The sequence below is a fragment of the Henriciella sp. AS95 genome (genome assembly GCF_038900055.1).
Taxonomy (GTDB): Bacteria; Pseudomonadota; Alphaproteobacteria; order Caulobacterales; family Hyphomonadaceae; genus Henriciella.
In genome coordinates, this window is sequence record NZ_JBBMQM010000001.1 from 708,215 (window position 1) to 731,345 (window position 23,131).

General features: G+C 59.6%; 28 protein-coding genes, 1 other RNA gene and 1 riboswitch. Of the genes, 19 read left to right on the forward strand and 10 right to left on the reverse strand.

The window, feature by feature from the left end:
• Positions 1 to 3: 3 nt before the first annotated feature.
• Entirely contained in the window at positions 4 to 762 is a 759-nt protein-coding gene (locus WNY37_RS03705; protein ID WP_342972112.1) for an SDR family oxidoreductase, read from the forward strand.
• A gap of 32 nt (positions 763 to 794) precedes the next feature.
• Here the strand turns inward: WNY37_RS03705 and WNY37_RS03710 are convergent, their stop codons facing one another.
• Positions 795 to 1,679: an arylamine N-acetyltransferase gene (locus WNY37_RS03710; protein ID WP_342972113.1), complete on the reverse strand. Its 885-nt coding sequence runs from the start codon at positions 1,677 to 1,679 to the stop codon at positions 795 to 797.
• 253 nt (positions 1,680 to 1,932) lie between these two features.
• Between WNY37_RS03710 and WNY37_RS03715 the strand changes: the two genes are divergently transcribed.
• The 8 genes from WNY37_RS03715 to WNY37_RS03750 all read left to right on the forward strand — a co-directional run bounded on the left by WNY37_RS03715 (position 1,933) and on the right by WNY37_RS03750 (position 9,179).
• The gene (locus tag WNY37_RS03715) at positions 1,933 to 2,685 is read left to right on the forward strand and encodes a 2OG-Fe(II) oxygenase (RefSeq protein WP_342972114.1); all 753 of its coding nucleotides are present in this window, start codon (positions 1,933 to 1,935) and stop codon (positions 2,683 to 2,685) included.
• A gap of 62 nt (positions 2,686 to 2,747) precedes the next feature.
• A riboswitch (TPP riboswitch) is annotated at positions 2,748 to 2,883 on the forward strand.
• Positions 2,878 to 3,300, forward strand: a complete 423-nt coding sequence (locus WNY37_RS03720; protein ID WP_342972115.1) for a DUF1801 domain-containing protein — start codon at positions 2,878 to 2,880, stop codon at positions 3,298 to 3,300. It overlaps the preceding riboswitch by 6 nt.
• Before the next feature lie 60 nt (positions 3,301 to 3,360).
• Positions 3,361 to 3,840: a hypothetical protein gene (locus tag WNY37_RS03725; protein WP_342972116.1), complete on the forward strand. Its 480-nt coding sequence runs from the start codon at positions 3,361 to 3,363 to the stop codon at positions 3,838 to 3,840.
• Positions 3,837 to 5,783, forward strand: a complete 1,947-nt coding sequence (thiC, locus tag WNY37_RS03730; RefSeq protein WP_342972117.1) for a phosphomethylpyrimidine synthase ThiC — start codon at positions 3,837 to 3,839, stop codon at positions 5,781 to 5,783. Before WNY37_RS03725 ends, thiC begins: the two co-directional genes overlap by 4 nt.
• Entirely contained in the window at positions 5,780 to 7,498 is a 1,719-nt protein-coding gene (locus tag WNY37_RS03735) for an AIPR family protein (protein WP_342972118.1), read from the forward strand. The genes thiC and WNY37_RS03735 overlap by 4 nt, the downstream gene beginning before the upstream one ends.
• 435 nt (positions 7,499 to 7,933) lie before the next feature.
• On the forward strand, positions 7,934 to 8,155 hold the full coding sequence (locus tag WNY37_RS03740) for a SlyX family protein (RefSeq protein ID WP_342972119.1): 222 nt from the start codon (positions 7,934 to 7,936) through the stop codon (positions 8,153 to 8,155).
• A 189-nt stretch (positions 8,156 to 8,344) separates the two neighbouring features.
• Positions 8,345 to 8,815 carry a hypothetical protein gene (locus WNY37_RS03745; protein WP_342972120.1) on the forward strand — a complete coding sequence of 157 codons (471 nt, stop codon included), beginning with the start codon at positions 8,345 to 8,347 and terminating at the stop codon, positions 8,813 to 8,815.
• A 145-nt stretch (positions 8,816 to 8,960) separates the two neighbouring features.
• Positions 8,961 to 9,179 carry a hypothetical protein gene (locus WNY37_RS03750; RefSeq protein WP_342972121.1) on the forward strand — a complete coding sequence of 73 codons (219 nt, stop codon included), beginning with the start codon at positions 8,961 to 8,963 and terminating at the stop codon, positions 9,177 to 9,179.
• 59 nt (positions 9,180 to 9,238) lie between these two features.
• Here the strand turns inward: WNY37_RS03750 and WNY37_RS03755 are convergent, their stop codons facing one another.
• Complete coding sequence (locus tag WNY37_RS03755) at positions 9,239 to 9,616, reverse strand: DUF4168 domain-containing protein (RefSeq protein ID WP_342972122.1); 378 nt, start codon at positions 9,614 to 9,616, stop codon at positions 9,239 to 9,241.
• Between the two features lie 239 nt (positions 9,617 to 9,855).
• Between WNY37_RS03755 and WNY37_RS03760 the strand changes: the two genes are divergently transcribed.
• The 3 genes from WNY37_RS03760 to WNY37_RS03770 all read left to right on the forward strand — a co-directional run bounded on the left by WNY37_RS03760 (position 9,856) and on the right by WNY37_RS03770 (position 11,140).
• Positions 9,856 to 10,233 carry a hypothetical protein gene (locus WNY37_RS03760; protein WP_342972123.1) on the forward strand — a complete coding sequence of 126 codons (378 nt, stop codon included), beginning with the start codon at positions 9,856 to 9,858 and terminating at the stop codon, positions 10,231 to 10,233.
• A gap of 110 nt (positions 10,234 to 10,343) precedes the next feature.
• Complete coding sequence (locus WNY37_RS03765; protein ID WP_342972124.1) at positions 10,344 to 10,691, forward strand: hypothetical protein; 348 nt, start codon at positions 10,344 to 10,346, stop codon at positions 10,689 to 10,691.
• 32 nt (positions 10,692 to 10,723) lie between these two features.
• Positions 10,724 to 11,140: a VOC family protein gene (locus WNY37_RS03770; protein ID WP_342972125.1), complete on the forward strand. Its 417-nt coding sequence runs from the start codon at positions 10,724 to 10,726 to the stop codon at positions 11,138 to 11,140.
• Positions 11,141 to 11,146: 6 nt separating this feature from the next.
• On the opposite strand, the gene WNY37_RS03775 is transcribed toward WNY37_RS03770, so the two are convergent.
• Both WNY37_RS03775 and WNY37_RS03780 read right to left on the reverse strand, forming a co-directional pair.
• Positions 11,147 to 11,389, reverse strand: a complete 243-nt coding sequence (locus WNY37_RS03775; RefSeq protein WP_342972126.1) for a DUF465 domain-containing protein — start codon at positions 11,387 to 11,389, stop codon at positions 11,147 to 11,149.
• Between the two features lie 144 nt (positions 11,390 to 11,533).
• Complete coding sequence (locus WNY37_RS03780; protein ID WP_342972127.1) at positions 11,534 to 12,037, reverse strand: hypothetical protein; 504 nt, start codon at positions 12,035 to 12,037, stop codon at positions 11,534 to 11,536.
• A gap of 164 nt (positions 12,038 to 12,201) precedes the next feature.
• Between WNY37_RS03780 and ssrS the strand changes: the two genes are divergently transcribed.
• The 4 genes from ssrS (at position 12,202) to WNY37_RS03800 (ending at position 15,499) form a co-directional block, all read left to right on the forward strand.
• Positions 12,202 to 12,357: non-coding RNA, 6S RNA (gene ssrS / locus WNY37_RS03785), on the forward strand.
• Positions 12,358 to 12,425: 68 nt separating this feature from the next.
• A complete protein-coding gene (locus tag WNY37_RS03790) occupies positions 12,426 to 13,280 on the forward strand; it encodes a DMT family transporter (RefSeq protein WP_342972128.1) in 855 nt (284 codons plus the stop codon).
• A 40-nt stretch (positions 13,281 to 13,320) separates the two neighbouring features.
• Complete coding sequence (locus WNY37_RS03795) at positions 13,321 to 14,775, forward strand: lipopolysaccharide biosynthesis protein (protein ID WP_342972129.1); 1,455 nt, start codon at positions 13,321 to 13,323, stop codon at positions 14,773 to 14,775.
• A 7-nt stretch (positions 14,776 to 14,782) separates the two neighbouring features.
• Positions 14,783 to 15,499, forward strand: a complete 717-nt coding sequence (locus WNY37_RS03800) for a septation protein IspZ (RefSeq protein ID WP_342972130.1) — start codon at positions 14,783 to 14,785, stop codon at positions 15,497 to 15,499.
• Here the strand turns inward: WNY37_RS03800 and WNY37_RS03805 are convergent.
• Complete coding sequence (locus tag WNY37_RS03805) at positions 15,496 to 16,035, reverse strand: NUDIX hydrolase (RefSeq protein ID WP_342972131.1); 540 nt, start codon at positions 16,033 to 16,035, stop codon at positions 15,496 to 15,498. The genes WNY37_RS03800 and WNY37_RS03805 overlap by 4 nt on opposite strands.
• Positions 16,036 to 16,114: 79 nt before the next feature.
• Here WNY37_RS03805 and WNY37_RS03810 point away from each other — a divergent pair, with 79 nt between their 5' ends.
• Entirely contained in the window at positions 16,115 to 16,798 is a 684-nt protein-coding gene (locus WNY37_RS03810) for a MarR family winged helix-turn-helix transcriptional regulator (RefSeq protein WP_342972132.1), read from the forward strand.
• A 2-nt stretch (positions 16,799 to 16,800) separates the two neighbouring features.
• On the opposite strand, the gene WNY37_RS03815 is transcribed toward WNY37_RS03810, so the two are convergent.
• The 5 genes from WNY37_RS03815 to ccmA are packed head-to-tail and all read right to left on the reverse strand — an operon-like array spanning position 16,801 to position 19,462.
• Positions 16,801 to 17,322: a redoxin family protein gene (locus WNY37_RS03815; RefSeq protein WP_342972133.1), complete on the reverse strand. Its 522-nt coding sequence runs from the start codon at positions 17,320 to 17,322 to the stop codon at positions 16,801 to 16,803.
• Positions 17,319 to 17,471 (reverse strand): hypothetical protein, encoded by a 153-nt coding sequence (locus WNY37_RS03820; RefSeq protein WP_342972134.1) that lies wholly within the window; start codon positions 17,469 to 17,471, stop codon positions 17,319 to 17,321. Before WNY37_RS03820 ends, WNY37_RS03815 begins: the two co-directional genes overlap by 4 nt.
• A 4-nt stretch (positions 17,472 to 17,475) precedes the next feature.
• Complete coding sequence (gene ccmC / locus WNY37_RS03825) at positions 17,476 to 18,207, reverse strand: heme ABC transporter permease CcmC (protein WP_342972135.1); 732 nt, start codon at positions 18,205 to 18,207, stop codon at positions 17,476 to 17,478.
• A gap of 20 nt (positions 18,208 to 18,227) precedes the next feature.
• The gene (locus tag WNY37_RS03830) at positions 18,228 to 18,890 is read right to left on the reverse strand and encodes a heme exporter protein CcmB (RefSeq protein ID WP_342972136.1); all 663 of its coding nucleotides are present in this window, start codon (positions 18,888 to 18,890) and stop codon (positions 18,228 to 18,230) included.
• On the reverse strand, positions 18,887 to 19,462 hold the full coding sequence (ccmA, locus tag WNY37_RS03835; RefSeq protein ID WP_342972137.1) for a heme ABC exporter ATP-binding protein CcmA: 576 nt from the start codon (positions 19,460 to 19,462) through the stop codon (positions 18,887 to 18,889). The genes WNY37_RS03830 and ccmA overlap by 4 nt, the downstream gene beginning before the upstream one ends.
• Positions 19,463 to 19,597: 135 nt before the next feature.
• Between ccmA and acnA the strand changes: the two genes are divergently transcribed.
• Together acnA and WNY37_RS03845 are read left to right on the forward strand one after the other, a co-directional pair.
• Positions 19,598 to 22,369 (forward strand): aconitate hydratase AcnA, encoded by a 2,772-nt coding sequence (acnA, locus tag WNY37_RS03840; RefSeq protein ID WP_342972138.1) that lies wholly within the window; start codon positions 19,598 to 19,600, stop codon positions 22,367 to 22,369.
• A 113-nt stretch (positions 22,370 to 22,482) separates the two neighbouring features.
• Complete coding sequence (locus WNY37_RS03845) at positions 22,483 to 23,130, forward strand: DUF1223 domain-containing protein (protein WP_342972139.1); 648 nt, start codon at positions 22,483 to 22,485, stop codon at positions 23,128 to 23,130.
• Position 23,131 lies beyond the last annotated feature (1 nt).

Genomic DNA, 23,131 nt, shown 5'->3' on the forward strand with positions numbered 1-23,131 from the left:
GGAATGAAACTCTCAGGAAACACGATCCTCATCACCGGTGGTGGCTCCGGTATCGGCCGCGCCCTTGCGCACCGCTTCCACGATCTTGGCAACACCGTCATCGTCGCGGGCCGCACCAAGGCGAAGCTGGACGACACCATCGCCGGTCGGGACCGCATGCACGCCATGACCTTCGATGCCGGAGATGCCGGCTCCATCGAGGACCTCACGGCCCGCGTGCTGGATGAGCACCCGGCCCTCAACGTCCTCATGAACAATGCCGGCATCATGCGCTATGAGGACCTGCTGGCCGACCCCGTGGATGTCGAGATTGCCGAAGCGACCATCGCCACCAATCTTCTGGGACCCATCCGCCTGACCTCGGCGCTCCTGCCGCATCTGCGGGCTCAGCCGCGGGCCAGTGTGGTGAACGTCACATCAGGCCTCGCCTTTGTGCCCTGGACGAAGACCGCCGCCTATAACGCCACCAAGGCCGGACTTCATTCATGGACCGTGGCCTTGCGCCACAAGCTCAGGCAGACATCGGTGGACGTGATTGAGATCGCCCCGCCAGCGGTCCAGACCGAACTGACGCCAGGCCAGTCCACGCGGGAGGGCTATATGCCGCTTGAGGCCTTCATCGATGAGACCATGGCCAACTTTGAGGCCGACCCGGATGCGCGCGAGAACCTCGTGAAGAACGTCCACTTCCTGCGGTTTGCAGAAGCGGAGGGCCGCTTCTACGAGACCGTGGAGCAGTTGAACGAAGCCCTCGGCGGGTAATCAGCGTAGCGCTCTCGCCGGTCCGACCGGTCTCAGCCGACGGGCTGGCGGGAGGCATGCGGGAAAAGCTGTTTGTGGCGCGCGCAGATTTTTGGCCAGAGCGCTTCAAGGTCGGGCTCCTCAAGTCCGAACACATCGTTCAGCACGCCTGACACCTCCTCGGGCGTGTTGAGCGTGCGCTGCTGGCTGCGTCCCGGCATCTGCGTTTCCAGCACCCGCCCGCGCAGCGTAAAATGCTTCGTCCCGCGCCGGATCTTTGCCGAAAGCGTCTTGTAGAAGATGCTGTTGGGATCGGTGATCTGCCAGGCATGCCGCTCGGCCAGCAAGGCCTCGTCTGCCAGCTCGGCCCGGAAATCATAGCTCATGACAGCGCCCGGCCCGCCCTCATGCAGGCGCCAGTAGCCATCTTCGGTGCGCGCCATGGCCATCCGCACCGGCGCATGATCGGTCACGCCTTCTTCAAGCGGGATGGCTGTTACCTGCGTGCTGCCAAACCCGACATCAGCGAGATAGTCGCGGTCCAGACGCACCAGCAGGGCCAGATGATTGCCCATCGCCTCGTCCCCCAAAGACGCGCGCCGCACGCCCGCGCCGATGCGCGTGACATCGAAGCCAATCTCCGCCAGCGCCCAGCCGAACACGGTATTCATCTCATAGCACCAGCCGCCTTTGTGCCGCGTGACGATCTCATCATATGCGGCCTCCAGCGACAGCGTCACAGGCCGCCCGGCATGAACATCGAGATTCTCGAACGGCACCGCATTGATATGCGCCTCGTGCAGCGCATTCAGCGTCTCAAGGTCGGCCCGCGCCGGGCCGTCATAGGCGATGCGTTTCAGATAGGCGTCGAGGTCCAGCGTCATCGCGAAGAGATGACGGACAGTCGCCGCGCATGCAAGCGGCCCGCGCGCGCCCACTGTCCGAAGCGAGCCTATTGCTCCAGGCTCAGACCACCCGAGCGGCGCGTCTTGCTAGCGCTGAGATCGGGCTGAAGGTTCAAGACGCGCCCGGTGGATTTGGGGCTTGAGCGGTATGGTGCGCCTATCGCGGGTCTTGATCTCAAATGAGAGCCGGTTAAGTCGTTGGACTTCCCCCATAAAGTGGTGCTCGTTGAGGTTCTCGAATTCTGAATGGGGTCATCAGGGCAATGACGCCAAGAGCTGGAGAAACATGCAACAGGTCTCAGACTACCCGTTCCTTCGTCGCAGTCATTTTGACGACATCCTGCAGAAACCGCGCACGCCTTATTCCAAAGCGGCGCCGTTTCCACATGCAGTGATCGATAACTTTCTACCTGCAGGCCTCGCCGACGCGGTCGAACAAGCCTTCCCGACGCGCAAGCTGGAAAGTTTCGACCAACCCGATAATGCGTTTCAGAAGAACAAGCTGGGCCGGACACAGGACAATGAATTTGTGGGCGTCCCGGCGACGATCCGGCATTTGCTTTACGATCTCAACGGACCTGTCTTTGTCAATTTTTTGGAGAGGCTGACAGGGATTAGTGGCCTGATCCCCGATCCGCATTATCGCGGCGGCGCGTTGCACCAGATTCTGCCGGGGGGATTTCTGAAAATACATGCCGATTTCAATCAGCATCGTCACCTGAAGCTCGACCGGCGCCTTAACGTCCTCATCTACTTCAATAAGGACTGGAAACCCGAATATGGCGGTGACCTGGAATTGTGGGACCGGGATATGAGCGCTTGCGTCCAGAAAGTCAGCCCGATCTTCAATCGGGGCGTGATATTCAGTACGACGTCGACATCCTATCATGGTCATCCAGAGCCATTGCAGTGCCCCCCTGACCGGACCCGGAATTCCATCGCGATGTACTATTACTCGAACGGTCGCCCGGAAAGCGAACGCCGTGACTTCCATTCAACACTCTGGCAGGAGCCGGGCGCAAAACCTGTCGACGGCTAGGTCAGTCATGAGGGGCAAAGTGCTGCTGCCCTATGCACCGGACCATGTTTCGTTTAGTGTCAGAATGATCCGAGGGGCGCGTCTGGAAGCGCTGAGATGAGGCCGTTCCGCCTCAGCACCCTTAGAACCTGATCCGGCGGGCCAAAGCATCGTGCTTGGAGGTCCCAAACCGGCGTAGGAACGGAGCAAGACTTGGGCGCCAGCGTCACCCTTCCGAATATCCCGGCCGCCGTGAAAGCGGTCTATGACGCATACCCGAAGCCCGCGCGCACTCAGCTCCTGAAACTGCGTGACCTCGTCTTCGAGACCGCCGCCAGCTTGCCCGAAACCGGCCCGATTACAGAGACGCTGAAATGGGGCGAGCCGTCCTATCTGAACAAGGCTTGCACGACGATCCGCCTCGCCTGGTCACCCAAACGCCCGGACGCTATCGGCCTCTTCGTCAATTGCCAGACGACCCTGCTCGATGAGTGGCGCACGCACTATTCCGATACCCTTGACCTCATCGGCAACCGCGAAATCCGCCTGTCCCTTGGCGCGCCGCTCCCCCTCGACACTCTCCGCCACTGCATCGCCATGGCGCTCACCTACAAGACGCGGAAGGGCGGGGTATGACCAGAAGCGTATTTCGTGAGTCCTTCGCTGTAGGTCGGTGGATTGTCCAGAGGATAGGCAATGACTGAAACTCATGACATCGAGGAGCCGCTTTCCGCCGACGAACTGCTGATGCATGCATTAAAGAAAAGTGCGCGTGGGGGGCACGCGCTTACTGTGCTCGATATTATCGACCAAAAGGTCTCCGCACTGTTTACATTCACCAGCATTCTGGTGGGTGCTACGCTTCTCGTAGCTTCGCAGCCGGGCCCCTACCACGCTGTCGAGCTTGGCGGCCTTTCGCTGTCGCAGGCGCTCTTCGTATATGCCGGGATGGCTTGCGCCATCTTGAGCGCCATACTCTCAATGACCTGTCTATGGGTCATTGATCTGTTCGCTATTTGCCGACGCGCTATAGATGTGCGGTCCGCTATTGAGAATGTCCAGAAGGTGACGCGTTCTCGTATGCTTCGTTACCGTTTCAGCTGGGCGCTAACACTGATCACACTCGTCCTGGTGACGATCGCCGTCACGCTTTCCATCGTGGAGTATCCCTCATGAACAAGCCCACCCCCCAATCTGAATTCCAGACCCCCAAAGTCACCACCGGCCCGCTGCCTGCCAGCCGCAAGGTCTACACCCATCCCAAGGCCGACCCGAGCCTCAGCGTCCCGCGCCGGATGATCGATCTTCATCCGTCCGCCAATGAAGAGCCTGTGCCGGTCTATGACACGTCTGGTCCATATTCCGATCCGTCGGTCACGATCGATGTCGAGAAGGGCCTTGCCCGTCCCCGCACTGACTGGGTTCTGGAGCGCGGCGGCGTCGAGGAATATGAGGGCCGCGATGTCCGCCCCGAGGATAATGGCGGCGTCAGCGGCAAGCATCTCGCCCGCCAGTTCCCGACCCATCACCGCCCCCTCAAGGCCATCGGCTTCGACCCGACGGGCAGTGTCACGCTCAACCCGAAGCGCTCCGACGCTGACCGCGAAGCCAATCGCAAACCCGTCACCCAGTATGAATTCGCCCGCGCCGGCATCATCACGAAAGAGATGATCTACGTCGCCGAGCGCGAGAATCTCGGCCGTCAGGAAGCGCTCGAAAACGCGGAGGCGCAGACCGCCCAGGGCGAGTCCTTCGGCGCCGAGATCCCCGCCTTCGTCACCCCGGAATTCGTCCGCGACGAGATCGCCAAAGGCCGCGCCATCATCCCGGCCAATATCAACCATGCCGAGCTTGAACCGCAGATCATTGGCCGCAACTTCCTGGTCAAGATCAACGCCAATATCGGCAACTCGGCCGTCACATCTTCGGTGGAAGAAGAAGTCGACAAGATGGTCTGGGCGACGCGCTGGGGCGCCGACAATGTCATGGACCTCTCCACGGGCCGCAACATCCACAACACGCGCGAATGGATCATCCGCAACAGCCCCGTGCCCATCGGCACCGTGCCGATCTACCAGGCGCTGGAAAAGGTGAACGGCGTCGCCGAGGACCTCACCTGGGAGGTCTATCGCGACACCCTCATCGAGCAGGCCGAGCAGGGCGTGGACTATTTCACCATCCATGCGGGCGTGCGCCTTGCCTATATCCACCTCACCGCCAAGCGCGTCACGGGCATCGTTTCGCGCGGCGGCTCGATCATGGCGAAGTGGATGCTCGCCCACCACACGGAGAGCTTCCTCTACACCCATTTCGAGGACATCTGCGACATCATGCGCGCCTATGATGTCTCCTTCAGCCTCGGAGATGGCCTCCGCCCCGGCTCCATCGCGGACGCCAATGACGCGGCCCAGTTCGCAGAGCTGGAGACACTCGGCGAGCTCACCAAGATCGCCCATGCCAAGGGCTGCCAGGTGATGATCGAGGGGCCGGGCCACGTCCCGATGCACAAGATCAAGATCAATATGGACAAGCAGCTGCGCGAATGCGGCGAGGCGCCTTTCTACACGCTGGGCCCGCTCACCACCGACATCGCGCCCGGCTATGACCACATCACAAGCGGCATCGGCGCGGCGATGATCGGCTGGTACGGCACGGCCATGCTCTGCTACGTCACGCCGAAGGAGCATCTCGGCCTGCCAGACCGGAACGACGTGAAAGTCGGCGTTATCACCTACAAGCTCGCCGCCCACGCCGCAGACCTCGCCAAGGGCCACCCCGCCGCGCAGATCCGCGACGATGCGCTATCCCGCGCCCGGTTCGAGTTCCGCTGGGAGGACCAGTTCAATCTCTCATTGGACCCGGAAACCGCCCGCGACTATCATGACCAGACCCTGCCCAAAGAAGCCCACAAGGTCGCCCATTTCTGCTCCATGTGCGGCCCGAAATTCTGCTCCATGAAGATCACGGCAGAGGTGCGGGACTATGCGGCCGGCATGACCGACAATGAGAAGGCCGACCTGGAGAAACAGGCGAAAGAGGCCGAGGAAGGCATGAAGGCCAAGAGCGCGGAATATGAGGCGATGGGGCGGAAGCTCTATGTGGAGCGGGGAACGAAATGAGCTTGGAACTAAAGCGGAGTTTTCTAGAGGATGAGCTAGACCTTTTCTCAGAGGAGGCCGACCTCACGGACGACCTGGCCTTCATGCATTGGTTTTATCGCAGGCATTTCGACCTTGATGACGAAGATGAGATACCACCTGACGAAATTGTAGACGGATCCGGCGAACGCCAAATCGACCTGTTTCGAATCGACATTGATGACATTGAGCAACGCTCGCACATATGGCTGATCCAAACGAAAACTTCGAAGAGTTTTGGTGCAAATACAGTATCGTTAATGAAGGCCGGACTCGACTTCATCTTCAAAACTAAACGAAAAAAGGTTCTCGAACTAAAGAACCAAAAGTTTGTCCAAAAGATACTCGAAGCACGCGACGTTATCAAACAGTATGGAAACACAAATATCTCTGTTTCGTGCCTGTATGTGACACTTGGGGATGATCAAAACCTACCGGAAGAGGCGCTCGAGAACGCTTCCAATATAATGGATGAGTATGAGTCTGGAGGCGTGTTTGGGGACTTTGAGTTTAAATTTTGTGGGGTTCACGAACTCGACCGCATTCTTAACATTCGGCGGAACCGGGCCCGAAAGATAAACTTCGACCTCCCAATTGCGTATGACGCCAACCGACCCTCAATTATCGAGTTTGAAAGTGCCGGTGTTGGAAGTTTGCTCTGTACTGTCCGAGGAGAAGATTTAGCAAAGCTTGCTCTAGTTGAGCCTCGCGATGCCGTATTCGATGCCAACGTCCGCGGAAACTTGGGGTTGGGCGGGCGAGTGAACAAAAACATCTACGCCAGTTCTATCGAGAACGAGCAAGCCAAGTACTTCTGGTTTATGAACAATGGCATCACCATGGTTTGCGATGCATTTAGCATCGTGCGTGATCCAGATTCTCCTATGGTTAAGCTCACGAACCTGCAGATTATAAATGGTTGTCAGACCACTTCGTCGATTAGGGCCGCATATGAGGCTGGTGAATTGTCTGAAGATGTGAAGTTGCAGCTAAAAATTTACCAGTCAAAAGACCGGAGCTTCGTAGACAATGTTGTTGTGGCGACCAACAATCAAAACGCTATCGGCACCCGAGACTTGCATGCGAATGACGAAATCCAGCTTCTCATCCAGCGGCGCATTGAGGAAGACTATGACTTGTTCTATGAACGAAAGCGAGGCGAAGCGAAGAGCGCGAACGTCCCAAAGTCTAAAGTCATTAACATGGAGAAGGCTGGGCAAGCATATTTAGCGGTCTTCAAACGCCAGCCAACAATTAGTCGGGCTCAAAAATACAAAGTATATGCACCGGAATACTATTCTGAAATATTTGAGAAGGGCAGACCTTCGCAAATTGCTGTTTCTCATGAACTGTACAAATATTCGGAAACGCTTGGGCGGAAAGCGTACCGTGAACTCGAAGATGATGATCCCCTGAGGAATATTCTAAATTACGGTGTATTCCACATCACGAGAATTATGTGGTGGGTTCTGGAGAAAGAGACAGATATTGACACCGCCGATCACGCTTCGCTGATTACAAAGATTAGAAGCGGAACTAAGCGTATCGAAAAAGTCCATGAGCGTGCGACAGACATACTTTTTGATATAGTGGATGAAAACAACGAGAGCTTCGTAAATTTGAATAATTACTTCAAGAAAACAGCCTCCCAGCAAGACATAAATAAGCATTTGGTGAAGCTGGAAAAGGATGACTAGCAAGTGAAACTCCGTTTCGCCGTAGGGCGGGATGAAATCCCGCTTCTGTGATCCGATGCCTCAAACGACAATTGGCGGGATTGCGGCTACGCCTCCATCGCCGCCCTACGGGCTGCGCGATTAATCGCTCCGCGACCGGCTGCGAAGCCCTTGACCCGCAAAATCAGATTGGACACGCGCGACATCTGAAAAGCCTTCATGGTGAGCGAAGTCGAACCACGAAGGCGGGTGCGCCAGGTTTCCTCATGGTTCGACTTCGCTCACCATGAAGGTTCGAGTTTTCCGCTCATCCCCGCGTCCTTCGACTGGCTCAGGATGAGGGCGGGGATCGCAGGCAATTGAAGTCAGACTTTGCTGAACGAGATTCCCGCCTTCGCGGGAAAGAGCGGACGTAGAATATTGCCTCCCCCCACCCCCAGCGCTAATCCCTCCGCCATGTCCGACACACCCAGCACCGCCTCCCGCCTCGACGAGCTTGAAATGCGTGTGGTCCATCAGGACCAGACGATTGAGGACCTCAATGCGGCCATCACGGCGCAGTGGAAGCTGATCGAGCGGCTGGAGCGTGAGGTCGCGCGCCTCGCCGAGCGGGTCGCTGACGCCGAACAGTCAAGCGGCGACGCGGCCCCTGTCGACCGCCCGCCCCCTCACTATTAGGGCCGCATGACGCAAGGGCGGCGCGACGTCGTCCTTCGACAGGCTGAGGATGAGGGCGCGCTGTGTGGGCGCAGCCGAGCTGCGCGGCGTCCATAACCCGATGGTCGGAATTGATTCCTGCTGGACGCCCTTCAGCCCCTTCGCTAGGCTCGTCCCTGGCAGGGGGCGCCCACATTCAGGGGACGTCACATGAAACTAATCCTTACGGGCCTCGTGCTCGCCGCGACGAGCGCTGCCGCGCTGTCCGCCAGTGCTCAGGTCAAAGGCAAGCTGGACCAGATCCAGATCCCAACCGAGAGACCGCCGCTCAACATGACGCCAGACATTCTGGACACGAAGAAGCCCGGTCAGGCGAACCTGCTCGGCTGTGTTGCGTCCGAAGTCTACAACACCCAGTCGGTAACGGCCTATTCTGTCCTTGTGGTGCTTGAGACCAGCGAAGGCGACCGGCGCGTCAACTTCGAAGGCGACAAGATCCGCTACGTTCCGCCCGGCGATCCCCTGCCGCTCGCCACGACGGCGCAGACCCTGAAATGGACCCGCATCCTCGATACGATCGAGCGCGCAGCGGCTGCCGATAAACCCCTGGTGGTGAGCTACTCGACCCCGTCCAATGATGTCTTCGGCGTCATGGTCCAGTGGTCAGGCGACTGTCCCTAGGCTGTCGCTCGGGTGGGCGGCTCCGGCCGAGGTCGCCTGCCTGAGAACGGAGCGCCGCGCCTTCATATTCGTACTGTAGCGCGGCAACCAAAGCCCGCGCCGCGATGTTGTTCTTTCTTTACTCCATGAGAAAGCCCGGCACCCCATGTTCACCCAGCTGAACCCGCCAATCCCGATGACGGTCCTCGACAAGGGGGATGGCTTTGCCATCGGCGTCATTGATTATGGCCAGGAACATAATCTTATCTGGGTGACCATGATCAATGCCACCGGCGAGATCTGGTGTGCGCCCAACCCGAAAGTCCGCGGCCAGTCCAACTGGACGATGGACCGCGCACGCCCGAAGCTCGACAGCGCCCACTAAAAAAGCCCCGCGCGATGGCGGGGCTTTTCTGGCGGTCAGGGGAGGGGGGTCGGGACGCCCTAACCGTCCATTTCGGAGACGACCCGTGCGTTCACGTCAGGGTCGGTCTGCGCAAGCTGCATGATCTGCGTGAAGCGTCCGGCAGTCAGGCCTTCTTCCTCGATGGCGGCGATCATCTGCGTCTGCGCACTTTCCTGAAGCTCGGCGAGTTCGGCCTTGGTTTCATCACCCGACAAGTCTTCATTCATGTCGGCGGCGATGCTGCCGACCTTTTCATTGGCGGCTACGAATTGCGTCACCTCGGTGTCGGTCACCGGCGCGACCTGTTGCGGCGCCGCTTCGGTGGCCGGGGCTGTGCCCTGCGCAAAGGCAGCGGGCGCGCCCATCAGGGCGACGGCGGCGACGGATGTCAGGGCTTTCGAAATCAGCTTGTTCATGATTGTCCTCATTTCTGGCTGGTTGAAAATCTATGGCGACCAGCCGAACATCTGAGGAAATGAAGGGCAAATAAAACATCATCCATGTGGATGCGCTGTAATGTATACATATTGTAACCGGGCTCACATCGCCTGCCATGCCGGGCGTTTGGCGCGAATATATATCCGTTTATTCATTTAAAGGGGGCGGATTAAACTTCATTTATCCGCGCCTCTGCGTTTCATGATTGAATATAATCATGCTCGACCGTGACTGGATCCTCTCCACCCTGGCAAGGCTGCCCGTCTTGTACTGGCCGGTCTTCTTTCTGGATCTGCTCTGGGTGCAGCGCTATATGCGTGCCCAGCGGGCGGCGCATCCTGAAGGCGGTATGGTCGGTATCGGCGTCACGCATAAGGGCCGCATTCACATCAAATGGAAGGTGACAGCCGATATCCGCTCCGACGCGGACTGGACTGTCCATGCGCCGCGGACGCCCTGGTTCGCCCTCGACCCAGATACGCTCGCTGCCGCCTTTGCCACTTTCGCCGGGTCGGCCTGTGACCCGACCGGAATTGACCTGGTATCGGCCTATGATCGGCCTGTTTTCAGACCCCTCAACCTCGCGCCCGGCTAGCGCGCACCCCAGCCCGAATTCAGTTCCTCGCGCCGCAAGTCCTGCCGACTTTGCGGGCGCTCGTGCTGGGCGCTATAATCGAGGCCGTGCAGACGGGTGGGACGTCCTGGATGGAAAAGCAAAAGCGCGAGCCCAGAACCGGGCCTGAAGGCTTCTTGCCGAACTTCGCGATCGGCCTGATAACGCCGCTGATTGCCAACGTCGTTGTCGGCCTCTTCGTCTCGCTCTTCTTCAAGTTCGGATCCGGCTCACCGGCGTCGATAAGCTGGGCAGATGCCATCCTCGCCGGTAGCGCTGCCACTTTCATTCTTGTCGCGTTCGGCTTTGTCGGCCTCACCCTCAAGGGGCTGAAGGATTTGGACCTTAAAGACAAGAAGGTCGCCGCCCAGGCCGCCGGTTTCGTCATCACCATGTTGGCGCTCGGGATATGCTTTCGGGTGTGGGTCTGGTCCCGCTAGAGCTGTAAGGTCCGATCTGGAGGCTGCCTGACATGACCCTTTCCCCCTTCCATCTCGCCTTCCCGGTGCATGATCTGGCCGTCGCTCGCGCCTTTTATGGCGGCGTGCTCGGCTGTCCGGAGGGGCGCTCATCGGACAAGTGGGTGGACTTCGATTTTCGTGGTCACCAGATCGTCGCGCACTTGGCGCCGGACGCCTGCGGGGCGCGGGCGAACAATCCGGTTGATGGCATGGGCGTTCCGGTCCCGCACTTCGGTCTGGTCCTGCCAATGGACGAGTGGCAGTCCCTCGCCGACAGACTTGCTGGCAAGGTGGACTTCGTGATCGCGCCTTATATTCGCTTCAAGGGAGAGACCGGCGAGCAGGCGACCATGTTCTTCAAGGACCCGTCAGGCAACGCCCTTGAGATCAAGGCCTTCGCCGACCGCTCGCAGCTTTTTGCGCGTTGATCGAGGCTAGAGTTCGCTGCTCAGCCGCGTGACGAGCAAGTCCTTCAGGAAGAGGCGCTTCTTGCGCAGGTCCGTCTGGTAAGCATCGCTCGCTGGTTCGATATCGGTTTCGATGCGGTGAATGCGGCGGTTGATGTCATGATATTGCTCGGCCAGCCGGGCGAAATGTGGATCTGACTGTTTCAGCACGTGCATCCGGTCGACGTGGTTCGGAAACTCTTCGGCGAGTTCATGTGGCACATGGGACATGGTGGCTCTCCATTGAATTGTATGGAAGGCCAAGTTTCGGTCATCACCAAAAGCCTGCCAATTGCGGAGATTACGTATATGGGGCCGCTTTTCGTGGGCAGCCGGCGTGACAGGAGCGCCGCCATGGTTTTCGCGTGTGGCTAGCTATTCCTCGTCGATGACCGGGAAGATGCGATCCATCAGGCCATCGCAGTCTGCTGCCGTCAGCTTCGTTTCCAGCCCGTCGGGCGCAGCGACGTCTGGGGTGAGAGTCCACATCACCCGGCCGGTCTGGGTGTCACCATCGACTTTCGTGACATGATCGAATGTCACCTCGTCGCCCTCGCCCTGGACGCCATTGGTTAGCTGTGTGTCAAAGCTCGCGAAATAGCCAGCCGCTTCCTGATGGATCTGGCCGAAATTGGTCCCCGTCACGATGCCATTATCGGCGACCGTGACCTCGAGCCCCTCGGTAACATTCACATCATCGCGAAAATAGCAGTATTGGCCGGCATCCAGCGGGTTGGGCGCGGCCGTTTCCTGCGTGGCGACGTCGCTCGCCTCGGCAGTTGTGGCAGTCTCGGTATCAGCAGCAGGGTCATCGGGGGTTTCGCTCTTGCCGCAAGCCACAAGCGCCAGGGCAGCAAGGGTGAGGACCATGATGCGCATCTTCAAATCTCCCGAATGTCTTCACTGGTTCATTACCAGAGTTTCACCCGATCACGCAGGAAGCAAGAAGATTCAATGAATTAGATGATGAACGAACCCTACGGCGAATTCAGCTGCGCCCCACTATTCAAAGGCCGGTCGGCACACTATCTCTAAGGGCTGCACAAGGGCTGCGGCGTTCGAGGACGCTAGTTGTCCGCCGACCTTAAGTTCCGTCAGGGAGCTGGCGCTGGGACTGGCCGTGGCCTATCCCATCTGGCACCCACCTAGTAGTTAGGTCGACGGGACACGAAAGCTGAGACGGCGCCTGCGGTTCTTGTGCTCTCTCTCTCTCTCTTCGCGGCACGCTTGACTTTGCGCCGCCGCTGGACGAACGGCGACCTCGCCCATGTCCGAAAGCCTCACCCCCATCGCCCTTTGCCTTTTCTCCGCGATTACGGTTGCGGTGGCGAATTTTGCCGTCAAGCGTGGCGGGGACGTCCTGACCGCGCGCATGGTGTTGTCGGTGAGCTCGGCGCTCTGCATGGCACCCTTCGCTTTTGTCGTGCCTCTGCCGGAGCCGGCGCTCTGGGGGCCGATAGCGCTCGCCATCGCCGCCCACTGGATCTACCAGTTCTTTATGATCCGCGCGCTGCACCGCGGTGACCTGTCCCTCGTCTTTCCGGTCATGCGCGGACTGGCACCGCTGATGACGGCCATCATCGCCGTCTTTGCGCTAAATGAGTATCCGGGGGCGCTGGGCTGGCTTGGCCTGTTACTGGCTTCGGTCGCGCTGCTGATCTTTGCGCTGCCGCAGGGCGAGGATACCGGCAAGAGAAAGCTGAACCAGACAGCCCTCATATGGGCCGGCCTGACAGCGATCGGCATCGGGCTTTACTCCGTGACGGATGCCTATGGCGTACGCATCGCTGAGAACCGTTTCACTTTCATCGTCTGGCTCTTCCTGCTCGACTGGATTGGCGTGACAATTGTGACGATGTGGACGAGGCGCGGTGTGCTGGTCACGCGTCTTCGGCCTCAGCTGGTCGGCGGTGTGGTCGGCGGCGTTGCCAGCGTCTTCTCCTATGGCGCAGCCCTGCTGGCATTTTCCATGACGCAAGCAGCGACGGTGACCGCGATCCGCGAGACCTCTGTTGTGTTCGGCGCGATCCTCGGCGCTGTTTTCCTGAAGGAGGGGCTGGGCAAGCGGCGCATCGCTGCCGCCATTGTGCTGGCCGCAGGCCTCCTGATGCTCGAAGCCTGAGTTTAATCCTCCCTTCGGATATCCCTGTTACAAACGCTCGATGAAATTCGCCCGCCACCTTGCTGGATACTTGCCTGTGAACCTGGCGACGGCGCTCGCCTCGTTTGGCGGGGTGTATGCGTTCAGCCGGTTGCTGGGCCCCGATGAATACGGACGCTATGCGCTGATGTTCTCGGTCATGGCGCTGATCCATACAGCGTCGCTCGCACCAGCAGAATCGGCGGCCTACAGGTTCACAGCATCGGCAAAGGCTGAGGGTGATCTGGCGAACCATTACGCCACGATACGCGGCCTGCTCCTGCGGTCTCTGGTCGTCGCAGGATTGATCATTCTTGTTGTCGCGGTCGCGCTGCGAAACATGCCGGACTACTTCGACATCCTGCCATGGATCGCGCTTCTGCTTCCGCTCAACACGGCCATCCAGACATCTCTGGAAGCGCAAAGGGCGAACCATCAGGTCCGCCGCTATGCCTTGGTCGCGACAAGCAAGCTGTTGGGCGGTTTCGCTGTCGGCGTCCTCGCCGCGTGGAAAACTGATGCTGGCGCCGCGGCGCCATTCATCGGACTTGTGGCGGCGTCAGCCCTGCTTTTTCTGACAGAAGCCCCTTGGCTATGGGCGCAAGGCAAGGGTGGGCGCGCCGATCCGGCCCGAATGAAGACCTATCTCGGATACGGCCTGCCCATTGCCGCCGCGCTCTGTCTCGACCTCTTCCTGTCGGCTGCCGACCGTCTCCTGATTGCTGTCTTCATGGGTGAAGCGTCCGTCGGTGAATACGCTGCCGGCTATGGCGTCGCTGACAAGACCGTCCTTCTGATCTGCGCCTGGGCCGCCATGGCCGGCTCTCCGCTCGTCATGAGCGCTTACGAAGAAAACGGACCAGAGGCGGCCTCAAGAGAGGCAGGCGGACTCATTCGCATTATTCTGCTTGTCGGTTTGCCGGCCGCGACCGGTCTAGCCCTCGTTGCGAAGCCTCTGGCGGAAGCGATGATTGGCGAAGACCTGCGCCAGGGCGCCATGCAGATCATTCCGTGGATCGCGTTCTCTGGGCTGATGAACGGCCTTCTGATCCATTATTATTCAGAAGCTTTCCAACTGGCGAAGAAGACGAAAGAGCGGGCGCTGCTGATGGGCATCCCGGTCGTCGTGAACGTCGTCGCTAATCTTGTCCTGATCCCGCAATTCGGCCTGCTCGGCGCGGTTGGCGCGACGATCGGGAGCTATGGCGTTGGCATTCTGCTTCTCGGCGGTTTCGGACGGAAGTATGTTGCGCTGCCGCTGCCTCTGCTTGATCTCGGAAAGATCGCGCTGGCGAGCCTTGCCATGTGGCCTGCTGTTATGTTGGTGCCTGAAATCGGGGCTTGGGCGGAGCTGTTCGCCAAGGCCATCGTCGGCGGAGCAGCCTATGTCGTCGTCGCATTTGTCATCGACGCTGGCGGCGCGCGTTCATTCGTGCAAGACAGTCGCGCTGCATCCAGACAGGCCGGAGCTTCGTAAGAAAAGCATGACTGAACAGAAAAACGACATCGGAACCGCTGCCGACAAGGCCAACCAGATCTGGGGCGACCTCATTCCCGTCATCGGCTTCGTGCTGGTCTACAATCTGTTGCGGATCACCAATATCGACTTTGGATGGGTCAACAAGGACAGCGCGCTCTACTGGGCAACCGGTGTGCTGATCGTTCTGACGCTGGGCGTCATTGCCAACAAGGTTCGTCACAAGCAGCCCATCCCGCCTTTCCTGGTGATTACGTCGGCGATTGTCGGTGGCTTTGGCCTTCTCGGTATCCTGCTGCAGGAAAAATCATTCATCTACATCAAGCCGACCATCCAGAACCTGTTCCTGGCGGCGATCATCTTCGGCAGTATGGCGGTCGGCCAGAATGTCTGGCGCGTGATGTTCAAGTCTGTGTTCGCGTTGCCGGACCATGCCTGGAACCAGCTGGCCATCCGCTGGGGTCTGTTCTTCGTCGCCATGGCTGTCTGGAACGAGTTTCTGTGGCGCACCTATGCGCCCGGCTTCGAAGCGCCGCTTGAATTTGCCGGCCTCACCATAGCCCCGGCCGGCACCTATCAGTTCCTGGGCCTCACCTTTGGCGACAAGAATGCAGAAGACGTCTGGGCAAACTGGAAGCTTGGCAACATGGTCATCACCTTCATATTCGGGGCGTTGAACGTGCCGTACACGCTGAAGCACCTGCAAGAAGAGCCGCAGAACTAGGTCGTCAGCTTCTCCGTGCCCGGCGGATTTGCGAAGGGCGCGAAATTGGCCTGATCCCGCGTTTCAGCAAAGTGCGTCAGCGCCCAGACCACGGTCGGGAAGGCCAGCTCTGCCCACGGGATGTCTTTCCAGGCCACCAGTTCGGTCTCGAGGCTTTCCGGTCCCGGCTTGAAATCAGACATGAGATTGGCCCGGAACATCACCTGCACCTGACCGATACGCGGGACAGAATAGACCGCCAGCACACGGTCGATCTCGATGTCAGCGCAGGCTTCTTCCTGCGCTTCGCGCATGGCAGCCTGCTCAACCGTTTCGCCAAGCTCCATATAGCCGGCAGGCAAGGTCCAGAAGCCCAACCTCGGTTCGATCGCCCGCTTGCAGAGCAGGATCTTGTCATCCTTGCAAACCACCGACCCGGCGACGATGCGCGGGTTCTGGTAATCGATGAAACCGCATGTTCCGCACACGCGCCTTGTCCGGTCGTCGCCCTCGGGAATGCGATGCTCGAAGTTTTCTGTCCGTTCAGGTGTCATCATCCTGTAATTGTCTCGCTTTATTGGAGAAAGCCGTTGATCCGTAAACGGTTAGTACCCAAACTGACGCACGGAACAATAAATGATGTCCAGCAGCGATGAGGGTAAGGGCGATATGGCGGGCGAACAAGCAGAGACCAGCTTTGAATTGAGAGCATCTCCGAGCCACTTGCTGCATCGTGCCCAGCAGTCTGCGGTGAATATCTCCGCCGCCGCTCTCGCCGAAAAAGGCCTTACGCTTCGTCAGTTTGCGGTGCTTGCTGCGCTGGCAAAGGAAGAGGGTCAAAGCCAGGCGCGCCTCGTGGATGAGACCGGCATTGACCGGTCGACGCTGGCCGAAATGGTCCGGCGGATGGAAGCCTCCGGCCACATCAAGCGGGTGACGTCCAAGGAGGATGCCCGCGCCAAGGCTGTGTCGCTGATGGCCAAGGGCCGCAAAGCCTATGAAGCCGCGCTGCCGAGCGTTGTGGCTGCTGACAAGGAGTTACTCGATCTGGTTCGCGCCAACCGCCGGGCCGGCTTCCTGGAGTCCCTTGCAAAGATCGGTGGGCCTGAAGAGGAAGAGCCGGTCGTCGAGGCGCCGTCGGAGACAGAGCCAGAGCCGACCGCGGAAAAAGCGCCCGCCAAGACCGACACAAAAACAAAGCCTAAAAAGTCAAAGGCGAAACCCGCCAAGGACGACGACGCCAAGGCTGAGAAGGCTGCGAAGAAGTCGTCCAAGTCCGACAAGAAATCTTCGAAGAAGAAAAAGAAGAAGAAAAAGTAGGGTCAGCCTTCCAGGGCTGCACGGACCTTTTCGCGCCGGTCTGCATCCAGCGGGCCGCGAACGTGCAGGATGATCTTGGCGTCTGGGCTGATCACGAAGGTTTCAGGCACGCCGGTGAGGCCGAACTCCAGGCCGCCCTGACCGGAGCGGTCGACGCCGATCTTCTCGAATGGATTGCCCAGCTCTGCAAGAAAACCAAGCGTATCCTCGGGCCTGTCCTTATAGGCGAGGCCGAATACCTGGCCGGGATGTGCCTCGGCGAGCGCGGTCACTTCCGGGTGTTCGGCCCGGCACGGTGCGCACCAGCTGGCGAACAGATTGACCATGACAGGCTTGTCGCCCGGCGGCGGATCGAAACTGATCGTCTCGGTCTCGTCGTTCAGCAGCGGGAAGACGGTCGCCGGGGCAATCCGGTCGGCCTTGGCGGTGAAACTATCCTCGGCCGGACGCATCAGCTGGATCGCGCCCAGCGTTCCAAGACCAACCAGCGCAGCGAGTGGCAGGATGGCTTGCCAGCGCTTCATCCGGTCTTCTCCTTGCGAAGTGTCTCAAGCTTTTCCTTCGACACTTTGGCTTTCAGGCTAGCATAGATCAGCAGCAGCAGAGGCACGGCGAGGCCGATCGCATAGACCGCCCATATGAAAGGAGCATTGTCGTCGAAATTCGGTAGCATCGCGTCAGCCCCCCGCCAGTTTGCGCGCGATGATCACGTCGCTGCGGCGCTGCCAGACCTCGGCGCGCATCATCAACATGGTGAGACCTGCAAAGAAGATCATATGGCCCAGCGCGCCGATGAGGAGCGGCGTAAGATACACGGCTGGCATGGCGGGGCCATCGGCGCGAATGACGCTGGGCCCCTGATGGATCGACGACCAGATATCGACCGAGAATTTGATCAGCGGCACGTTCACCGCCCCGATCATGGCGAGGATCGCCCCAGCGCGAGCCGCTTTCTGGCGCGTTTCCATGGCGGCGCGAAGGGCCATGTATCCGAGGAAGAGGAAGAACATGACGAGGACCGACATCATCCGTGCATCATCCCAGAGCCACCAGGTGCCCCATGTCGGTTTGCCCCAGATCGACCCGGTGGCAAGGCACATGGCCGTATATCCTGCGCCGAGCGGCGCGATGGACTTGGCGGCCATGTCGGCAAGTTCATGTCGCCAGATGAACCAGACAAAGCTCGCAAGGGCGAGGCCCAGATAGCTGCCCATGGCGAGCCAGGCAGACGGCACATGGATGAACATGGCGCGCATGATATCGCCGCCCTGATAGTCGTCCTGCGGAACCACCCAGAGGCCCTGCCAGACACTATAGGCGATCAGCAGCGCACCCACGATGAGACAGGCAGGCGCGAGCCATTTTGAAAGCGCCATGAAGCGATGCGGATTGGCGAAGGCTGAAATCATGGGGTCTTGATACTCGCGCCTCAGTCCACAGCCAAGCGTAAGGCCGCAGATGCGCCAATTGGTGCCACTGCCAGCGCGAATAGCGTCGAGGCCGCGAGGAAGAGAATATTCGGGCCTTCAAGCCCCGTCTGGACTGACAAAGCGCCGAAAATTGCCGTCGGGATGAAGAGAGGTAGCGCCAGCAGCGCAATCAAAAGACCCCCGCGCGGCACGCTGGCCGCGAGTGCGCCAGCCACCCCGCCCCAAAGAAAGAAGGCAAGGCCACCAAGTCCATAAGCCAGCATCGCTGGAACCAGCTGCTCGGCTGGCACCTGCAGCGTGATGCCGATGAGCGGTGTGAGGATGACCAGCGGCAGGCCGGAGATGAGCCAATGGGCGAGAATCTTGGCTGCAGCGATGAGGAAGAGCGGCGTCTCATCCTGCGCCCACAGCTCTAGCGTCCCATCTTCAAGATCGGCCTGGAAGAGCCGTTCCATGGAGACGAGCGATGCCAGAGCCAGCGCGACCCAGAGCACGCCGGTGCCGATCGCTGCAAGCCGTTCTGCTTCAGAGCCGATGGTGAACGGTACAAGCATCGCCGCGCCTGCAAAGAAACCGATGGGCAGCAGCGCGCCCGCCCCGCCGGCCCAAGCCTCGCTGATCGCCTGCCGGAAGGCGGCGTGAATGGGTGAGGGGCTAGTCAAAGCATCACCTCGCGGCTCGCCTCGAATGGCGCGTCGCCATGCAGCGCCGCAATGACGCCGCCGCCCGCCTTACAATGCTCGTCAATCATCTGCGTGAGCAGCGCACGCCCGTCGCTATCGAGCGCCGTGAACGGCTCGTCCAGCAACCAGATCGGGCGGTCCACCAGCAGCAGCCGTCCGATCGCCGTGCGCCGCTTCTGGCCGGCAGACAGCAACCGCCCGGCGACATCCATCGGTCGTTGCAGCCCCAGCTGCGTGGCGATGGTCACAGGGTCGGCCTCGCTGCCCCAGGCGCGCGCCCAATGGGCGATGTGCTGGCGCGGGGTCTCATGGGATTTGATACCGTTGCGATGGCCGAGCCAGTGGTGGCTTCCCTGTCGCTCGACGGTGCCCGCGTCCGGTTTTGTCAGGCCTGCGAGAATTCGAAGCAGGGTCGATTTGCCTGAGCCGTTCGGCCCGCGAAGAACAAGTTTTTCATTAAAGCCAAGCGTCAGATCGAGCGCTGAAAACAGCACGCGTTCGCCGCGAATGGCACCAAGCCCGGTCGCGTTAATGAGGGATTGTTCGCTCAAAGCGGCCAACGCTCTGAAAATGGGTCACATTGCTGCGATTGCACACTGGCGACTTGGCCTGTATGACGCTGGCAACAGCAGGCAGCGCCTCTCAGCGCGCCGATCACATTCTTACAAGAAGAGGTCATTCAACTGATGCCATCCCTCGACAGTTTCAATTCCCGCCGCACCCTCGACGTCAACGGCAAGTCCTACACCTATTACTCTCTCAAAGCCGCATCTGAAAACGGTTTGGGAGATGTGTCACGCCTGCCGGCCTCGCTCAAGGTGCTGCTGGAGAACATGCTGCGCTTTGAAGATGGCAAGACGGTTACCAAAGACGACATCGCTGCTTTTGCAAAATGGCTCGAGAATAAAGGTAAGACGGGCCACGAAATCGCCTATCGCCCGGCTCGCGTCCTCATGCAGGACTTTACCGGCGTCCCAGCCGTCGTAGACCTTGCCGCGATGCGCGATGCCGCCAAGAAGCTCGGCGCTTCGGCGCAGGCGATCAACCCGCAAGTGCCCGTCGACCTCGTCATTGACCACTCCGTCATGGTCGACAATTTCGCGCACGCCGACAGCTTTCAGAAGAATGTGAAGATCGAATATGAGCGCAACCAGGAGCGTTATGAGTTCCTGCGCTGGGGTGCCTCGGCATTTGAGAATTTCCGCGTCGTTCCGCCCGGCACCGGCATCTGCCACCAGGTGAACCTCGAATATCTCGGCCAGACCGTCTGGACCCGCGAAGAAGACGGCGAAACGGTTGCCTATCCCGACACCTGCGTCGGCACCGACTCCCACACCACAATGATCAACGGCCTGTCGGTCCTTGGCTGGGGTGTTGGCGGTATCGAGGCTGAAGCGGCGATGCTCGGCCAGCCTGTCTCCATGCTGATCCCTGAAGTGATCGGCTTCAAGATGACCGGCAAGCTGCCAGAGGGCGCAACCGCGACGGACCTCGTCCTCACCGTCACCAAGATGATGCGTGACAAGGGCGTTGTCGCCAAGTTCACCGAATTCTTCGGCCCTGGCCTCGCCAATCTGACGCTGGAAGATCAGGCGACCCTCTCCAACATGTCGCCTGAATTCGGCTCGACCTGTGCTTTCTTCCCGACTGACGAGCAGACCCTAAAATATCTGCGCTCAACCGGCCGCGAGGATGATCGCATTGAACTGGTAGAAGCCTACACCAAGGCGCAGGGCTACTGGCGTGACGACATGCCGGATCCTGTCTTCACCGACACGATCGAGCTTGACCTGTCGACCGTCGTTCCTTGTATTTCCGGCCCGAAACGCCCGCAGGACAAGATCTTGCTCGACGTCGCGCCTGAGCAGTTCCGCAAGGACGTCAAGGTTATCAAGGGCGGCGGTGTCTCTGATGACCACCAGCCTGAAACGCGCGCCGAAGCCCGCTTCGAGGACGAAGGCGCGAATATGGTCAACACTGAGCCGGAAGACTATGGCATTCCGAAGTTTGCCGTTCCCGACAGCGACTATCACATCCATGATGGCTCCGTCGTGATCGCAGCCATCACCTCCTGTACGAACACCTCAAACCCGTCCGTGCTGATTGCCGCAGGCCTTGTCGCCCGCAAGGCGCGTGAAAAAGGCATGCAGGTCAAACCTTGGGTGAAGACATCGCTCGCACCCGGCTCACAGGTCGTGACGGACTATCTTGAGCGTGCTGGCCTGCAGGACGATCTTGATGCGCTCGGCTTCAACCTCGTTGGCTATGGCTGCACGACCTGTATCGGTAACTCCGGCCCGCTGCCGCCGGCCATTTCCAAGACGATCAACGAAAATGATCTTGTCGCTTGTTCTGTCCTGTCCGGTAACCGCAACTTCGAAGGCCGGATCAGCCAGGACATCCGCGCCAACTATCTCGCCTCGCCGCCGCTGGTCGTTGCCTACGCGCTGGCTGGCTCGATGCACCGCAATGTCGCGACTGACCCGCTTGGCAAGGATAAGGACGGCAATGACGTCTTCCTGAAAGACCTCTGGCCGACCTCGAAGGAAATCTCCGACATCATGGCGAGCGCCGTGACGCCAGCCATGTTCCGCGATCGTTATTCCGACGTCTTCAAGGGCGACGAGCTCTGGCAAGGCATCGAGGTGTCCGGTGGACAGACCTATAGCTGGCCACCTGAGTCGACCTACGTCCAGAACCCACCTTACTTTGAAGGCATGGGCCTCGACCTCGATAAGCAGGAAGACATCAAGGACGCGCGCGTGCTGGCGCTGTTCGGCGACTCCATCACGACCGACCACATTTCTCCGGCCGGTTCGATCAAGGCCTCCAGCCCGGCTGGCATCTATCTTCAGGAGCACGGCGTCAAACCGCTGGACTTCAACTCCTATGGCTCGCGCCGCGGTAACCATGAAGTCATGATGCGTGGTACGTTTGCCAATATCCGCATCAAGAACCAGATGGTGCCGGGTGTCGAAGGCGGCGTGACGGTTCACTATCCGGACGGCGAGCAGATGCCGATCTATGATGCGGCCATGAAGTATGAAGCGACGAACACGCCACTCGTCGTGTTCGCTGGTGACCTCTACGGCAATGGCTCGTCGCGTGACTGGGCCGCCAAAGGCACGATCCTGCTTGGCGTCCGCGCTGTCATCGCTGGCAGCTTCGAGCGGATCCACCGCTCCAACCTGATCGGTATGGGCGTCCTGCCGCTTGAGTTTGCGGAAGGCCAAAGCGCCAAGGAGCTCGGCCTGACCGGCAAGGAGCAGGTCACGATCAAGGGCATTGAAGGCATCACGCCGCGCCAGAAGATGGACGTCGAGATCACTCGTGAAGACGGATCGAAAGTCACGGCCAACACGATCGTGCGCATCGATACCGAGAACGAGCTCGATTATTATCGCAATGGCGGCATTCTTCACTATGTGCTGCGCAATCTTGCGCGCGACGCTGCCTAGTCACTAGTCATTCTGAAGAAAATCAACGATGCCGCGCTCCAAAAGGGCGCGGCATCTGCGCGTTCACGGCCAAGTGATTTAAAAGTGTCACAAGACGGCGATATGTGAGCGCGATGATCAAATGGCTCGTGATTCTCTCTGCTATGCTTCTGGCGCCCTCTGCGCCGGCTATGGCTGAGCGCCCGGTGCTGGTCGAACTGTTCGCGTCGCAGAACTGCACGGCCTGCCCGAAGGCGCACCGCACCCTTCGCGATGTTGAAGCCGGACATGTCGATGATGTGCTGATCCTGACCTGGTCAGTCGACTACTGGGATTATGTGGGCCAGCCGGACCCTATGGCGATGCCATTCGCGAGCGAGCGGCAGAAAGCCTACACAGAACGCTTTGGCCTTCGCGCGCCTTATACGCCTCAATCAGTGTATGATGGTGAGAAGCAGTGTCCTGCAACCCGGAAACAAACGGTTGAAGCCAATATCGACGACCAGTCGCACAAGCGCGCAAGCGGCGTTTCGATCGAACCGGTCCGCGGTGGGTTCTCTGTGGACGGCGTCCTGCGCGAGCCTGTTGAAGTCCGCCTGGTGAGCTACCTTTCCGGCGACGCCAACACCACAGATATGGTGAACCCCGTCACCCGGTCAGAGCTGCTCGGCACATGGACTGGCGGCCGGGTAACATACGGTTACACCTGCGATGGCAGCTGTGCCGTCATCGTCCAGGCCCGAGGGCATGGCGAAGTCTTGGCGGCAAGCTCGCTTCAATAGG